Annotated in this window: 16 protein-coding genes; 5 read left to right on the forward strand and 11 right to left on the reverse strand. The window is 44.7% G+C overall.

Annotated elements, in window-relative coordinates:
• Positions 1-107 precede the first annotated feature (107 nt).
• The 6 genes from G7090_RS02085 to G7090_RS02110 all read right to left on the reverse strand — a co-directional run bounded on the left by G7090_RS02085 (position 108) and on the right by G7090_RS02110 (position 6,040).
• On the reverse strand, positions 108-473 hold the full coding sequence (locus G7090_RS02085) for a hypothetical protein (protein ID WP_371811775.1): 366 nt from the start codon (positions 471-473) through the stop codon (positions 108-110).
• Between the two features lie 71 nt (positions 474-544).
• Positions 545-907 (reverse strand): hypothetical protein, encoded by a 363-nt coding sequence (locus G7090_RS02090; protein WP_166181363.1) that lies wholly within the window; start codon positions 905-907, stop codon positions 545-547.
• 250 nt (positions 908-1,157) lie between these two features.
• Positions 1,158-2,117 carry a fimbrial protein gene (locus tag G7090_RS02095; protein WP_166181364.1) on the reverse strand — a complete coding sequence of 320 codons (960 nt, stop codon included), beginning with the start codon at positions 2,115-2,117 and terminating at the stop codon, positions 1,158-1,160.
• A gap of 20 nt (positions 2,118-2,137) precedes the next feature.
• Positions 2,138-4,708 carry a fimbria/pilus outer membrane usher protein gene (locus tag G7090_RS02100; RefSeq protein WP_166181365.1) on the reverse strand — a complete coding sequence of 857 codons (2,571 nt, stop codon included), beginning with the start codon at positions 4,706-4,708 and terminating at the stop codon, positions 2,138-2,140.
• Positions 4,709-4,756: 48 nt separating this feature from the next.
• Positions 4,757-5,443, reverse strand: a complete 687-nt coding sequence (locus G7090_RS02105; protein ID WP_166181366.1) for a molecular chaperone — start codon at positions 5,441-5,443, stop codon at positions 4,757-4,759.
• 54 nt (positions 5,444-5,497) lie between these two features.
• Positions 5,498-6,040, reverse strand: coding sequence for a fimbrial protein (locus tag G7090_RS02110; RefSeq protein WP_166181367.1), 543 nt, complete (start codon positions 6,038-6,040; stop codon positions 5,498-5,500).
• A gap of 537 nt (positions 6,041-6,577) precedes the next feature.
• Between G7090_RS02110 and G7090_RS02115 the strand changes: the two genes are divergently transcribed.
• Entirely contained in the window at positions 6,578-6,931 is a 354-nt protein-coding gene (locus G7090_RS02115) for a DUF4156 domain-containing protein (RefSeq protein ID WP_166181368.1), read from the forward strand.
• Between the two features lie 99 nt (positions 6,932-7,030).
• Here the strand turns inward: G7090_RS02115 and yjeJ are convergent, their stop codons facing one another.
• The 3 genes from yjeJ to G7090_RS02130 are packed head-to-tail and all read right to left on the reverse strand — an operon-like array spanning position 7,031 to position 11,328.
• Complete coding sequence (yjeJ, locus tag G7090_RS02120; RefSeq protein WP_166181369.1) at positions 7,031-7,906, reverse strand: YjeJ family protein; 876 nt, start codon at positions 7,904-7,906, stop codon at positions 7,031-7,033.
• A gap of 19 nt (positions 7,907-7,925) precedes the next feature.
• Complete coding sequence (locus G7090_RS02125) at positions 7,926-10,049, reverse strand: peptidase domain-containing ABC transporter (RefSeq protein ID WP_166181370.1); 2,124 nt, start codon at positions 10,047-10,049, stop codon at positions 7,926-7,928.
• The gene (locus G7090_RS02130) at positions 10,042-11,328 is read right to left on the reverse strand and encodes an HlyD family secretion protein (protein ID WP_166181371.1); all 1,287 of its coding nucleotides are present in this window, start codon (positions 11,326-11,328) and stop codon (positions 10,042-10,044) included. Before G7090_RS02130 ends, G7090_RS02125 begins: the two co-directional genes overlap by 8 nt.
• Before the next feature lie 686 nt (positions 11,329-12,014).
• Between G7090_RS02130 and G7090_RS02135 the strand changes: the two genes are divergently transcribed.
• A complete protein-coding gene (locus G7090_RS02135) occupies positions 12,015-12,581 on the forward strand; it encodes a winged helix-turn-helix domain-containing protein (RefSeq protein ID WP_166181372.1) in 567 nt (188 codons plus the stop codon).
• Positions 12,582-12,665: 84 nt separating this feature from the next.
• Here the strand turns inward: G7090_RS02135 and epmB are convergent, their stop codons facing one another.
• Positions 12,666-13,697 (reverse strand): EF-P beta-lysylation protein EpmB, encoded by a 1,032-nt coding sequence (gene epmB, locus G7090_RS02140; protein ID WP_166181373.1) that lies wholly within the window; start codon positions 13,695-13,697, stop codon positions 12,666-12,668.
• 40 nt (positions 13,698-13,737) lie between these two features.
• Between epmB and efp the strand changes: the two genes are divergently transcribed.
• From efp to ecnB, 3 genes are all read left to right on the forward strand, one after another.
• Positions 13,738-14,304, forward strand: a complete 567-nt coding sequence (gene efp / locus G7090_RS02145; protein WP_032616155.1) for an elongation factor P — start codon at positions 13,738-13,740, stop codon at positions 14,302-14,304.
• 66 nt (positions 14,305-14,370) lie between these two features.
• Positions 14,371-14,502 carry an entericidin A/B family lipoprotein gene (locus tag G7090_RS02150; protein ID WP_106994024.1) on the forward strand — a complete coding sequence of 44 codons (132 nt, stop codon included), beginning with the start codon at positions 14,371-14,373 and terminating at the stop codon, positions 14,500-14,502.
• A gap of 106 nt (positions 14,503-14,608) precedes the next feature.
• Complete coding sequence (gene ecnB, locus G7090_RS02155) at positions 14,609-14,755, forward strand: lipoprotein toxin entericidin B (RefSeq protein WP_106994025.1); 147 nt, start codon at positions 14,609-14,611, stop codon at positions 14,753-14,755.
• Between the two features lie 50 nt (positions 14,756-14,805).
• Here the strand turns inward: ecnB and G7090_RS02160 are convergent, their stop codons facing one another.
• On the reverse strand, positions 14,806-15,393 hold the full coding sequence (locus tag G7090_RS02160; RefSeq protein WP_166181374.1) for a LuxR C-terminal-related transcriptional regulator: 588 nt from the start codon (positions 15,391-15,393) through the stop codon (positions 14,806-14,808).
• Positions 15,394-15,528: the final 135 nt, after the last annotated feature.

Below are 15,528 nucleotides of genomic sequence, written 5' to 3' on the forward strand. Positions count from 1 at the left end.
TTCTAATATTGAAGATATCAGATCCCTTTATTGCTGGTTCTGCGTATATGCAGGAATAAAAAAGCACACTAAAAAGTGTGCTTAGAATAGTTGAAACTTACATTCGGTTAATAAATACCAATCGTACCGTTGATGATTCCCGCATAACCATCCATAGCAACCTTGTATGAAGCATCCCAGCCCAACATTGCGCCCTGAATTGCACCGGTTATAGCGCCTACTGCCACACCCCAGGCACCACCGATAGCCATACCGATGACACCGAAGCCCAGCAGACCGCCGCCATCCCCACCATGAGAACCCCCGATCATGCTGCCGTAGTTAGCAGAAGCTCCTGCCAATACCAGTGCGGATGCAACACACTCGAATCCGTTTGAAACGATACTTCCCAGGGCGGAGCCAACGGAAGAGAAGTCCCAGCTGTAGGCACCTGCAATGGATTCCATTTCTACAATAGATAATTCTTTCATCATATTCCCTTAATATAAGCGTATAGCTTGTTAGTTAATTTCTAACTTTAACGAGTATTTCTTTAACTACGCGATTAATAAATACCAGTCGTACCGTTGATGATTCCCGCGTAACAATCCATGGCAACCTTGGATGAGGCTTCCCAGCCCAACATTGCGCCCTGAATTGCGCCAGTGATTGCGCCTACTGCCACACCCCAGGCACCACCGATAGCCATACCGATGACGCCGAAGCCCAGCAGACCACCGCCATCCCCACCATGAGAACCCCCGATCATGCTGCCGTAGTTAGCAGAAGCTGCTCCCAATACCAGTGCGGATGTAACACACTCGAATCCGTTTGAAACGATACTTCCCAGGGCGGAGCCAACGGAAGAGAAGTCCCAGCTGTAGGCACCTGCAATGGATTCCATTTCAAATACAGATAACTCTTTCATATAATTTCCTATACTATGTTGAAACGATTACTTTCATCAGATAATCATTACCTGGATGAATGTTGATATATAATTTTAATTACGGATAATAATCTCTGTTGATTAATAAACTCATAAGAATAAAGCATGCATACAGCATATTAATGTTATATGGTTGTTTGCAGTTTTCTGCTTTATGAGGTTAATTATATTCTATTATTAGATCCGACAATAGCGCTCCAAATGTTATTTATACTTAATGCAAGCTAAATTAATACTGGTTGATTGTGAAAGTCATTGCGGCATTGGCTGTACCAGGAATCACTGTTCCGGTTCTTTTATAACGGGCAATAAGCGGGATCTCTATCGTTTGTTCAACAGCAGTGTGATATTTTTTATCAGTATCGAATGCTAATGGTGTTCTGTCCCCGCCATTTAAAATTTCAACGGCTATGCCGCTAGCTGCACCATCAACGTTGGAGTCAATATTTAATAGGCCTGTTCCGCTACTTCCAGTACTTGGTTCAAAGGAAACATATACAGGTACAGCATCTTCTTTGCATTTAAGCTTTACGGAGAAAGACTTATCATCCGACGTACTGCCAATCGACGTAAATGATTTAGCTGAAGGTTTACCAAGTTGAATATTTTGAATTCGCGAATTTGGCTCGGCGACGCAACTTTTTGTTATCCAGCTAAATGAAACGTTGACGGCGATTTTGGCAAGAATCCAGCTATCAACCTGGAACTGAGCAGCTTGCCCTGTTTTACTTTTACCAGTACCTATTGGGCCCGTTTTTATAAAACTGACTATTGTTTTTTTATCAGTTCCCCAGCCAAGTAATTCATTCGGGGTCATACTGGTTGAGTAGGGAATGCCTTTGGCCGATTGCATAAGGTCACGAATCTGAATCCCGATGCCAGTGATCCCAGTTGCATAAATATTACCGTAAGTGTTAGTACCCGTAACGGTGGTAAAATTACCCAGCATTTTCGAGCTGTATTTTCCTCGGGAGGAATTAATGGGGCAAGTAATTTTTGGCCCTGTTGTATCAAGGCGCTCCGTATAAAGGACCGTTCCTACAGCTACATCCGGATCGATTGGCATGGAGGTCAGGTTAACGTTATACGTTTTTCCATCAAGAACGATGCAACCTGTTGCATCTGCAAAAACCTCCTGGCTACAAATTCCTAAAAAAACAGTCCCAAAAGCGAGTAAATATTTCGTCATAGCAAAATCCTTTTAAAGTATTAGCGACAGGTCAGCTTCGTCTGTTTAATACCGATGCTGTTATCGGTATCCGGGAATTGGTACGCTGCACTACACGCCTGCGTCGCCTTTTTGCCCCATTTCACGATCAGTGAACCGGATTGCGGCAGACCAGTCATAAAGACTTGACCGTTATCACTAACAATACTGCTATTCTCACTGGCATTTACACCATTCATGTTCGTCACGATTGCACCAAACGGAATGTAATTATTCTGACCATCAACCAGCTGCAGCATCGCACGAATACCTTTTTTACCAATATATTCAGCCAGAACAATAGCGCCGCGGGTAGGAATTACCGTTGCCGTTGTGGTATCCAGTTCCACATCATCTGGCATAGTTTCGGTATCAAGAACCACGTCGTTTTGACGATACATGCTGACGTTAGGCACAACGGCATAACCACGGAAGTCAGTTTTGACGCCTGTATTACCAGAGACCCGGGTGCCTTCTGCGCCAGGTGCCTTAACCAAGGCTGTGGTATCGCTGATAGATTGGCCCGCAGTAATACCATCGGCATGTGCGATGATGCTGCCGCTTGCACCGTAGTTCACACGCTGCCAGTTTTTATCGTAGTTATAGCTGCCGAAAACCTCCCCATAAGTGCCTTTATAATCAAGACCAGCGTTACCACTACCAGATTCACGGTTGTCATACTGCTGCTGCATGTTCCAGTTCAGGTTATGATCTTCAAGCGCAATACCGGAAATGCCCACACTGTTGCTGGTTGAGCCCGGGGAGCTGGTATTTAATCCGTACGTCGCCCAGGTATTGGATAACCAACGTTCCAATGGAACGTTCACATTGAGCGAGAACAATTTATCGGTTGCGTAATGGCGCCCATTTCCAGCGTTATCGTTGGAGCTACGGTTGTGCGAATAGTTAAGGTTGTAGGTAATTCCTTTCCAGCTGTTGCTATAACCGATATTGAGCGTGTTGTTACGGCGACGTTCGTTCCAGTAATCTTCCATCACGCCGCCGATGTTCACATAGCCTAAATCATCGCCAAGACTTTGACTGACAGTAATCTCAGTGCGGTTTTTAACGCGATCGGATGTATAGATACGGTAGTCATCGCGATAGGTTTCCATCACTTCTGACAGGGTGCTAAAGCCACTTGTTGAATAGCGATAACCCGCAATAGAAATGTTGGTGCCGACATCGTTCAGGTTTTTACTGTAGCGAACACGCAGGGACTGCCCTGAATTTTTATCTTCATCTTTTTTAGTTGACCAGGCCTGCGTTAAATCCAGCGAGACCGCACCAAATTCACCCAGGTTTTTACCCAGACCCATAACGATGGATTGATACTTTGATGCCAGCTGGGCACCGCCATAAGCTGTGGTGTTAAGCGCTAAACCATAGCTGGCCGTTGCCTGAGTAAACGGCGTGTAGTCAACGCTACTATCCGATGAACGATATTGCCCGGTTGTAAGGCCGTATTTTAAGTTGCCTTCACGGCGCAACACGGGCAGCGAGGCATAGGCCACAACATAATTCTGTTGACTGCCATCGGCTTCTTCAATGGTGACATTCAAGTCGCCGTTGCCACCAGTGGAATAGAGGTCAGTGATCTCAAACGCACCAGGTGGTACAAAAGATTGATAAATAACGTAACCGTTTTGCTTGATAACGACTTTCGCGTTACCTTTTGCGATACCACGTACAACAGGGGCATAGCCCTGAGTACTTTCAGGATCCATGAAATCATCTGAAGCGAGTTGGAGACCCCGAAAAGGCACGCTGTCGTATACATCCGATTCAGATGAACTTTCACCTAATGTTAAGTTGCTTCTCAGCGCGATGATATTGCGCTCAAGATACGTATAGACAGTATCCCAACGTCCACTGTTATCTTTATTGCTGTCACTTTTATTCCAGGTAGTGAAGTTTCTCAGGCGCCATGGCCCAAAATTTAACCCTGGTAATAAATTAACACTATGCGTTTGTTGATCTTCTATGTCATTATTACGTGAGTAACTATTATTTCCGTTATAATGGTAATTCAAAAATAAAGCATTAATTCCCTGATCAAACCTTTCAGGGGCGACATATCCGCGAGCTACTGTAGAAATGGCGGCTTGCGGGATGCTGAGTATGATTTTTTGCAAGTTGAAGTTAAAATCAACTGTTGCATCAGGTATTGATTTAATAATGACGCAACCATTGCTGTCGGTTTTTAGCGTGGGAATAGCGCGCGTGCGGATACCATAGCCCGCTAATCTTTGTGCTGAAAAACAAGGATAAAGATTTGTTGCTGGATCGTTCTCATTCAAATAGTCAGCACTTTTATCAGCTATTGAAAAAAAATCAATATCTGTTGTTTCAAGTGTCGCATCATTGATGATGATATCGATCCTGTATTTTCCAGGGCCTTGGGAATTCTCGGTTTCAAAGACAGACAGATCGGGATTCTTGTCTGAACCATTCATGTTGGTCAGAAACGCCGGATTGAAAAATTCACGAGAAAACGATACGGTTGAAGAGCTTAATAAGCCTATGCCGAGTAAAGCTAAAAAACATGGAGATAGTCTAAATTTCGTCATCATTCCCTTGACCCCGGTGTATTCTATTTTTTAATATATTATTATCTGGAGTTAAAACGTACTCTGAAAGGTATTGCTTTGACCGCCAAAGTCGTTAATCGCTATCCATTCGATTTTTCCACTACCCATCTTAGCGTTATTTAATTCGTATGTTGCCGATGAAAAAGGCGCAACATAGTTCATTTCTTTTAATTCAACTGGAATGTTATTTACCGTTACACTCATAAAGTTAATGTAATAGGGCGATGGATTACTTACGGTTATAGTATTGTTCTTCTTTTGCCAGGTCAGTTTTCCCGCATAATTGACTGGTATATCATCTTTTAATGCCTTTGGTCGGAAAATAAGTTTAAGCTTCGTTCTGACAGCGATCTGCAGCGTATTGCGACTGGTATCTTCCGTACTGGCCGGGATAGCCGTCGTGTTAAAGAAAAACAGTGATTCACGATCTGCCGGGAGTGCACCATCAACTTTAAAAATACGGACCACATTTTTTTGCTTACCTTCCAGACGGAACAGTGGCGGTGTCACCAGGAAATGAGAACCTGCAATTTTATCGTTCTCGGCCCAGGATTTAATAAGATAGGGTGTACTGTCCAGATTATCGAGGGAGACACTGGCTTCTTTTTTCCCTTCGATAAAAACGATGCGTGTCGTTCCTATCTGGACTCCCGCAGAAGCGAAAGCGGAGATCAGAAACAGAGGGAGAATTATTGATAATTGAGAAATTAATCGCATTGTGCACCACTATTTAAATAGAAAGCCTCTCACCGAAATGAGAGGCTCTTATCATTAATAAGATACCAGCAGAGTTGCAACGGCGTTTGCAGTACCTGCAGCAATAGTGCTTTCAACCTGAGCATAGGTTGCTTTGAAGGCAACGTTAGCAGCACCAGCAGTCAGTGGAATGGCCGCTGATCTTTGACCCAGTTTCAGGTGGTTGCCGCTAGAGTCCAGCAGTTTTACAGCAACACCTTTCGCAATACCCGTTGTGCCATAGCTAGTCAGCTGCAGGTAATCGTTGCTGCCGCCGAAATAGTCACCGTCGAAGGTCACATAGGCGTTAGTTTTGGTGGTTGGGCAACCAGACAGAGAGACGTTAATTGCAGCCAGACCAGAGTTACCACCTGCAGTAGAACCGGTACCGGTAAACGCAGATTTTGGTACGGAACCTAAAGTGACATTACCGGTTTTTGCGCCGGAGTTTTGTACGTCAACAGTACAAGCGCCATCGGTAATGTCGCCAACAAAGTTTACGGTTCCGTCATTAGCGCTTGCATTAAACGCAATCAGGCTGCCAGTAGCGATCAATGCTGCGAGAATATTTTTTTTCATTTAAACAATCCTTTTGTTTTAAATTTTCTGGTCTTTAAAGGTATTTACTTACGTTAAAGCAAAAAGTCGGCGGTTAAGGAATGCGACTTTATACTTTTCAGTGCTCAACTCAACTCTGCCAGAGTGCAGATGAGAGGATTACCGACGGCTAATTTAACGTGGGAAAAGAGTGTGGCTTTAATGAATTACATCTGATTTATTGTTGAAAGAATGTGAAGCGCTCAATGTTGACTGAATTATCTAAAGGGGAGTATAAAAAAAGCATGAATAATTACTAAGATGCTGTTTAACCTTGCTAGTTATTTAGTAGCGCCCTAATAATATCGCATAAAATATTCCAATTCATATTACGAGAATAACGTAACAGGAGGAATAGAGTGGTGATGAAGTCATTTTAAGTTCCTTTTCCTACCCGACCCGCATTGAACTTCGGGGCTTTATCGATCAGAGGTGATCCTGTGATGTTCTTTTGCTCGTCTTTTTAGTATAAAAGGGTATCTGGACTGGGGTGTCCAGCTCATTGATTATGGGGAAAACATGCAGAAGAAATATCTGGCAGGAACAGTAGTTGCAGCGCTACTGCTGGTGGGTTGCAGCCACAGCAACGAACTGAGTGCTGATGGCCAGAAAGTACGCTTCTCAGAAGATAAGCCTGGGGCAGAATGTCAGTTAGTAGGGACCGCAACCGGTAAGCAAGGAAACTGGCTTTCTGGGCAGCATGGTGCTGAAGGTGGCTCCATGCGTGGAGCCGCTAACGATCTTCGTAACCAGGCCGCAGCAATGGGCGGGAACGTTATCTATGGCGTTAGCAGCCCGACAGAAGGTCTGTTGTCCAGCTTTGTCCCAACTGATAGCGAAATGAACGGGCAAGTCTACAAATGTCCGAACTGAGAGTTCTTCAGACATCATTTTGATAAAAAAGGTTGTTCTACCTTGTGAACGAGGTAAAACAACCTTATCGCATTAAATATTGTCGATGTGATTAATGATCTACTGAAGGGTAGAGGAACCCTGATTCATTTGCATCTCCTGGCAGAATGTACGCAATGGTAATAAACAATCGTCCAGGGAGGCTATTTTGCCCTGTGGGGCTGGGATCACTCGGGTCATCACTTGCGTCATTGGGTATTTATCGCTAAAAGCTTTGAGTTTAGGGCATCTTTCCGCCAGTAAGCGGGCAATGCTAACTTCACGTTCAGAGCGATGCTCAACGCTGGTCTTAATTACGGCACCTGACAGAATCTTCTCTCCTTGTTCGGTAGCGAAACAGTACAGCACCGCCAGATGGTGCGAGAAGAGAGTGTGCTTCCACTCCGGATATTCAAATTGCTGGTAATCAATCCGTGGTATGCCTGTCATGTCTGTGGCATACAGAACGAGATGATCGAGATATGAATTTATATGGGTTAATAACTTTTCATCACCTGAATTGTGCAGGGCTTGTTGAATGCCAACCAGCATCATCCCAACCTGCGTATCATCCAACGTCAATACTTCGATGCTTTCATTTTGCAAAACAGCAATTATCGAGAAATGAGTATCACCCGGTTTTAACGTTAATGAGGCAATGCGTCTTGCTGAATCCGGTTGCTGCAGTTCAGTCATATCGATTTGTGGAATATTGGTGACAAGCGCTTCGCTGCTTGCCATCAGGTTACTTTGGTAACTCTCTCCCTCGATTGTGGCCCGCTGGGTGATTTTTGCGAGTCTGCTCAGTAGAATTTGCAACAGATCGAAGAGAACCACGGGCTGCAGATAATAAAGTTGGCACCGATCGTCTTGCTTTTTGATTTTCAAGGCTAAAGCAAATAACTCTTCGCCGTTTTTAATTACTGCGGTATTGAAACCTTTCATTGTTCCTTGCATGAGGCGCTCCTTTATACTCTTACGCTAAAGCCGTTATATTGCGTTGGGACAAGTCGATAATCCGATCAGCGGATGCGATAGTTGATGGCCGATGCGCAACGATAATTCTGGTGATGCTCAGATCGGAAATGGCCTGGTTAATGGCGGATTCGTTACTGAGGTCCAGATGGCTGGTTGCTTCATCCATGAAAAGAATGCTGGGCTTACGATAAAGCGCGCGGGCAATCAGTATGCGCTGTTTTTGCCCACCGGAAATGCCTAATCCCAGCTCACCGACCATCGTCTCGTAGCCCATTGGCATTTTCATGATTTCATCATGTATATTGCAACGACGGGCACATTCAATAATAAAGTCACTCTCCGCGTTATCTTCAAAACCGCAGATGTTATCGCTGATCGAGCCTGAAAATAGCCTGTCTTCTTGCAGAACGCAGGCGGTGCCCAGGCGATAATTGTTCAGGCCAATTTTTTGGATATCAAGTTGATCGGCCAACACGTCGCCTGTTGTGGGTGAAAGCAACCCGCACATGACTTTTAACAGCGTGGTTTTTCCGACACCGGATGGACCGATTAATGCGACAGACTCCCCAGGCTCAACAACAATATTCATGTTTGAAAAGATGGGCTGAGAGAAGGGATCATATTGGTAGCTCAGGTTCTTAACCTCAAGCCTGACACCTGCATTCTCCGGAAAGACCCGACGTGTCGCTAACTCTTTTTCGGGTTCGCTGAACACGATTTCTGACAAGCGTTCATTATGTAGTGACAACATGCGCAGCTGCATCACAAGATCAATCAAGCTGGATGCACGCTGTGAGAATTGGCCACGATAGGCATTAAACGCCATAAACATCCCCAGCGTCATACTGTTATCAATAACCATAATGGCACCGAGCCAAAGCACAACAACCTGATCAATGGATGAGATGAAGGTATTGATACCGCCAAACATCATATCGAATCGGGTTTGCTTAATTCCTGCGTTACAGGCGTCGATATTAATATTTAGCCAGTGCTGAGAACGTCTTTCTCTCAAATTCAACGCTTTGATGGTCGAAATACCGTAAAGCGACTCCATAAAGTGTGAACTGGAGCGCGCCCCTTTTATGACCTGCTCTTCTGAAACACGGCGATAGAAGCGATATGTTGCCAGGCGCATGATGGCGTAACATAGCGTAAAGCCCACAACGACCCATACAAGCCAACCGCCATATAGCGTCAACATAATAAGCAGGCCAATGGTCATGATCGAGTCAATGATGCCGGTGACGATGCTATTGGTAAAAGTTGAGCGAATAGTATCAAGCGATGAAAAACGCGACTGAATATCCCCTAAGTGACGTTTTTCAAAGAATGACAACGGTAATTTTGTCAAATGCTCGAATAGCGTCGTCTTCCATTGAATATTGGTTAATGTATTCAATTTCAGTGAAGTCCAGGCGCGCAACATGCTGATGAAAGTCCGGAACAGAGTAAAGAACACCAAACCAATACAAATTACCGACAGCAGGCTTTGATCGTGCGCCATGATGACATGGTCTGTCACCAGTTGCGTACCAATAGGTAATAGCAATCCGATGGCTTCTACGACCACTGAGAAAGCAAAAATCTTCACTAAAACGGATTTCAGACCAACAATATTGCGCATGAGATCCAGCAGGCGAAGACGAGATTTTGCCTTCTCCTGCTGGAAATTTTGGTCAGGCCAGAGCTCAAGCGCAACGCCTGTGAAGTTATTGGACATCTCCTGCATGCCAATAATACGTTTTCCCATCGCCGGATCGTTTATCACGAAACTCGACTTGCGTACTTTAGTAAGTACGACGTAGTGGTTCATGCCCCAGTGAAGAATACAAGGCAATTTAAGTTGCCTTATTTCATCCAAATCAAGCGAAAGTGCGCGGCATTTTAATCCAGCGTTTTCAGCTGTTTTGCTTAAAGAAAGCAAAGATACGCCGTGAGAAGCACTGCCATAGCGTTGACGGAAGTTGAACAGATCAATATCCAGACCATAGAAACCACAAACCATGGCCAGACAAGTAATACCACATTCTGCCGCTTCAGATTGCAGGATGACGGGCGTTTTTTTACGCATTGAGAAGTTAATCTTTGCGATGATGGTTGCAAATAATTCGTTATTCATTTATCGGCCCGCTCAGGCTATGATAAATTTTATAGAAAGGAGTAAACATCCACATATACAGGGGCCTTTCTTCCAGGAAGACAATAGCCTGGGCTTTTAACCCATTCGATAAGTGAAGATCTTTGCCATTATACTTAAATGCTTTGTCTTTTATTTTCACTATCGTTTTATATAAAGCAAGTTCTTGTTGGTTAACTCCAACGTTAGCATTTGTGTATTCTGACATCTCCTGGCGTGAAGCCGGGACCGATGATATCGATAAGACCTTGCCTGGGAACTGGCCAAACTTATCTGCCGGGAACGCATCATAGCGAATATTAATGGTATCCCCAATTTTGACATAAGGGATCGTATTATTAGGGAGCCATAACACAAGATAATATTCAACGTTACCAATTGGTTTGATTTGCGCCAGACTGCTACCCTTATCAACCATTTGGCCTTTGGTGACAGCTAAAGATTCAATTTTGCCTTCTGTGGTCGCTTTAATGATAGCATTGCCGCTGGCATTGGTTTCAACAAGTTGATTTTTATAATCATTAATTTGATTATTTTGACTGGATATCTGATTGTCAAAATCCGCAGCCTTGGTCACCCGATCGCTATTGATTTGGGTGATCTGCGATTCTAACTGCATTTTCTGACTAACTAATGACTGATATGCACTTTGTTGCTGGAAATAAAGCGAGTGCTGATAGTTATACTGATCTTTGGTAATCAGGCCGTCTTTCAGATACTTGTCATAGCTTGTCAGGTTGTCGTGCATTTTCTTTAAACCAGATTGCGTGTTTTTCAGCATCTGGTTTGTTTCTGTCAATGATTTGCTGACTGTTTTTCTTTGTTCTTCAAGTGATGCTGTCGTTTCTGCTTTATTATAAATGAGCTTTTCAATGATGCTTTTCGCATTGATGATCTTTTCATTAATCACTTCAATTTGCGCATCGCTCACGTTTCCGGTGGATGTTGAACGAGAAACATCTATTTCATATAAGTCTTGTCCCTTCGTGACGATATCGCCCACTTTAACATATTGCGTGACGACGAAGCCCTGTTGAGGAGCATAGACATTTACTGAATGCGGTAGCGTGATAACCTCACCAGTAACATCAACGCGCTGGGTGAAGGTACAAAAAACCATAGCTGCTACTAGTGCAGTAAGGAACATCAGCGACAGCGACGTAATTATCCAGGCGGGCATGCCTGCCAGTAATAATGCCTTACCCTTCCAATGGAGTCGCTTATATTCGATCGCTTCCTTGCGATAAATATTCTTTAACATGTAATACCACTTATTAAATGATAAGGAAAACGTGGATATCCAACATTATTTAAAGATATCAGTTCAGTCAACGTTCATGTATGCAGACTAATAACGGGATTCCATGTACGGAAACAATGCAATGGTCGCTTCTGTAGAAAAAGTATTTTTTGCAGAGCTGAGGCATGCTGAGTATAAAAATTTCACAAAAGTCCATATCGATATGAAACACGGCCTCCATACGTCTATAACTGATTCCTGTTAGTTGTCTTACAGGCATTAAAGCCAGACGTGGAGCTTAGAACAGAACGATAAAAGAGAGCAATTACTTGGGTAATAAAATAAGAAAATGCTCAGCTATACATTCATAACTGATATGCATTCGGGGGGGAGGTAGAATTATATATGCTTTGCTTTGATATTATAAATATTTATTATGTTTTCATATGGTAGATTCTGATGTCGTTACATCTTCGATTAAATGAATGTTAACCCAAAATTTAGGAAAAAAGTGTTGCATAGCATAGCGCTCTTGCGCTTTATTCTCCAGTCTGAATACGGACTTTCATATGTGAAATTTTACTATTTCTCTGTTCATATCGATAAGGTCCTCTTTTGTTCATATGGACGAATATTTTAATTTCTGTGCAAGAAATACTCGGAATTAATAATAACTTCATGCAGTTAAGGAAGACTGGAAAAGTTATATGATATTTAAAAATGCAATTATTAATGATGCTGTTATTTTTAACGTGAATGATAGTGAGCTTATCCCACTTATCAAAAATGAAGAAGCGATCCTGCTTAATATACCCACTGCACGCTGCCTGCAGCTGCTGGTTGAACGACAGGGGCATGTTGTTTCTCGTGAAGATTTTCTGGAACATGTGTGGGGGGCAAAAGGAATTGTTGTTTCTCATAATACGTTCTATCAGAATATTTCACTGTTGCGTAAATCATTAAAAAAAGCCGGGCTGCAGGAGGATATTGTCGTTACCGTAAGGCGAAAAGGGTTCACGTTATCTTCTGACGTGGTGATTAAAATTATTGAGAAGAGTGACGCAGAGGAAACTAGCACGCTGGCCCATCAGTCATGCTTATCGACGGCAATCCCACTTTCACCAGCAATAAGAGAGACGGACTCAACTAACACGTCGACAGCTGTGCCAGGGCGAATGAATATGCGTGCTATCCCTGACTGGATGGCCTTTTTACTTGTGCTTATATTATTGATTGAAATAATTATTTTTATAATTAATGTCATTATGTTTTAGTTTTAATCTTAACTCACTGAGATGATTATTCATCACCGGCTGCACGCATCATTCAACCGGTGATAATGAATAACTCACCAACGTCTATGATTTCTGCTTCAATCCCAAATCCAGCGGTGTCTTGCTCGGTTCGCCACCAATCTCACGCGCCAGTTTAGGCACCATATAACCAGAAACCAGGGTTAACAGTTCGCGCATAATCGCCCGGGCTTCATCATCTTCGACCATAAAGTGTGCTGCACCCTGAACTCTGTCCAACACATGAACGTAATAGGGCATCACGCCCGCATCGAAAAGCGCGTTGCTCAGGTTAGCGAGCGTTTGGGCGTTATCGTTCACCCCGCGCAGCAACACACTCTGATTCAGCAACGTCACCCCGGCCTGCCGCAGACGCGTCATTGCCGCGCGGAAGTCCGCATCTATCTCATTGGCGTGATTAATATGGTTAACCAGCAAGATTTGCAGCGACGTTCGCGCCAGCCGTGCGCTGAGCGCGTCGGTAATACGCGCCGGGATCACAATCGGTAAACGGCTATGAATGCGTAATCGCTTGATATGCGGGATCGCTTCCAGCTGGGTGATAAGCCAGTCCAGCTCGTGATCTTTCGCCATCAAAGGATCGCCGCCGGAAAAGATAATCTCATCCAGCTCAGGATGATCGGCAATATAGTCGAGCGCCGCTTGCCAGTTGCGCTTGTTACCCTGATTGTCGGCGTACGGGAAGTGACGTCGGAAGCAATATCGACAATTTACCGCGCAGCCACCCTTAACCAGCAGTAACGCGCGATTGCGGTACTTGTGGAGTAAACCGGGTACTACGCTGTTCTGTTCTTCGAGGGGATCGGTGCTAAAACCGGGGGCAGCGATAAACTCATCCTGCGCGGTGAGTACCTGTTTTAAAAGCGGATCGTCAGGATTACCTTTTTCCATACGAGCCACAAAAGCACGCGGAACACGCAGGGCAAACAGGCGTTTCGCATCACGTCCGGCGAGGAGTTTTTCATCAGCGTCCAGATTTAAAAGACGCAGCAGTTCATCAGGACTGGTGATTACATCTGCAAGTTGCAATAACCAATCTTCTCTGGATGGGGTGTTTAGGGTTACAATATGCGCCATTTTGTGGCTTAGCTACCAGTTAACAATTTCAGAGGGCCTTATGGCGACTTACTATAGCAACGATTTTCGTGCCGGTCTTAAAATCATGATGGACGGCGAACCGTACGCGGTTGAAGCCAGCGAATTCGTTAAACCAGGTAAAGGTCAGGCATTCGCACGCGTTAAGCTGCGTCGCCTGCTGACCGGTACCCGTGTAGAGAAAACCTTCAAATCCACCGACTCCGCTGAAGGCGCAGACGTTGTTGATATGAACCTGACCTACCTCTACAACGACGGTGAATTCTACCACTTCATGAACAACTCCACTTTTGAGCAGCTGTCTGCTGACGAGAAAGCCGTGGGTGATAGCGCTAAATGGCTGCTGGATCAGGCGGAGTGCATCGTAACCCTGTGGAACGGCCAGCCTATCGCTGTGACCCCACCAAACTTCGTTGAACTGGAAATCGTTGAAACCGATCCAGGTCTGAAAGGCGACACCGCAGGTACTGGCGGTAAGCCAGCCAAGCTGTCTACCGGTGCAGTGGTTAAAGTTCCACTGTTCGTCCAGACTGGCGAAATCATCAAAGTAGATACCCGCTCTGGTGAATACGTTTCTCGCGTGAAGTAATTCACTCCGGGACGGAAGGCGCAGTGTTCTGCTGCGCCTTATCACCCTAAAGAAGGTTCATGGACGATGCAGCACACAATCAAAATTTTACTGCTGATGGTTCTTGCCAGTTCTCTGCTTTCCGGATGCAACACAGCCCGTGGCGTCGGGGAAGACATTAAAAGTCTGGGTCACGCTATTTCGCGCGCCGCCTCCTGATTCTTTCTACTTTTCCTAAAAATTCTTCCTTTTCCGTCACTCGCCGGGATCCTGGCTATGCTTATGTTGCTGTACACAATAACTTTGGCTAAAAAAGGAAGACATTATGCTTAAGAAAACATTTGTAGCGATCTTTTCTGTTCTGGTGCTTTCGTCAGTACTAACTGCCTGTAATACCACTCGCGGCGTCGGTGAGGATATCTCCACTGGCGGTAGCGCGATCTCTGGTGCGGCAACTAAAGCACAGCAGTAATCTTGGGCGGTACGGGGCTGAATACGTCGCCGTACCCTCAGTTTTACCTGTCAGGGCAGCGATAAAAACGGCGAGTACCGCGTATCCATGTGCAATTTCATCCGTATATTGCGCTTGTAGGTGTATACCGTCTTTCCGTGAATGCTCAGCTTACTGGCAATCTTCTGGTTGCTGGCCCCGTCCATCCATAGCGTTAACACTTTCTCTTCCTGACGCGTCAGCAATGGCGTCGCGACCACCGCAGGTTCACTGATTTCCTGTGAGGCCAATACCTCATTAATGGTTTGCGCCAGAACCTCCAGCGAGGTCTTTTTGGCCAACGATGCCCACAGAGGAAAGGTGTTCATAAAGGCCGAGGTTTCAGGTTGCTCATCTGATTGCAGCAAAACAAAAGGCACGGTTTCACTGGCGCTCATCAGAGAAGAGAGCTGCTGGATATGCTGAATATCTGACGTAAACCCCTGCAAATCTGCAATCACCAGCGTCGGTTTCCATTGCAGGATATGCTCCCTGGCCAGAAAGAGATTGTTGAGGCCCGTCACCAAAACGGGGGAGGGGAACAGCCCTGAATGATTGATCCAAATTTCCAGGCCCATGCGGGTGTAATGACACCGGTCAATCAAAAGAATTTTGAACATTTGTTTTTCGCAATCGGCAAAGTGTTGTCGCTTCCTGCTTTCAGGAAGTAGCTCATAGTAAAGAAGTCGGATGAGTTATAAATGAAGGAATTTCGTTGCTAATTACGTCTATTTCTTGCTTTCAGCCGCTGAAGT

Origin of the sequence: Leclercia sp. 29361, from assembly GCF_011290365.1 — a bacterium.
GTDB lineage: Bacteria > Pseudomonadota > Gammaproteobacteria > Enterobacterales > Enterobacteriaceae > Enterobacter > Enterobacter tamurae.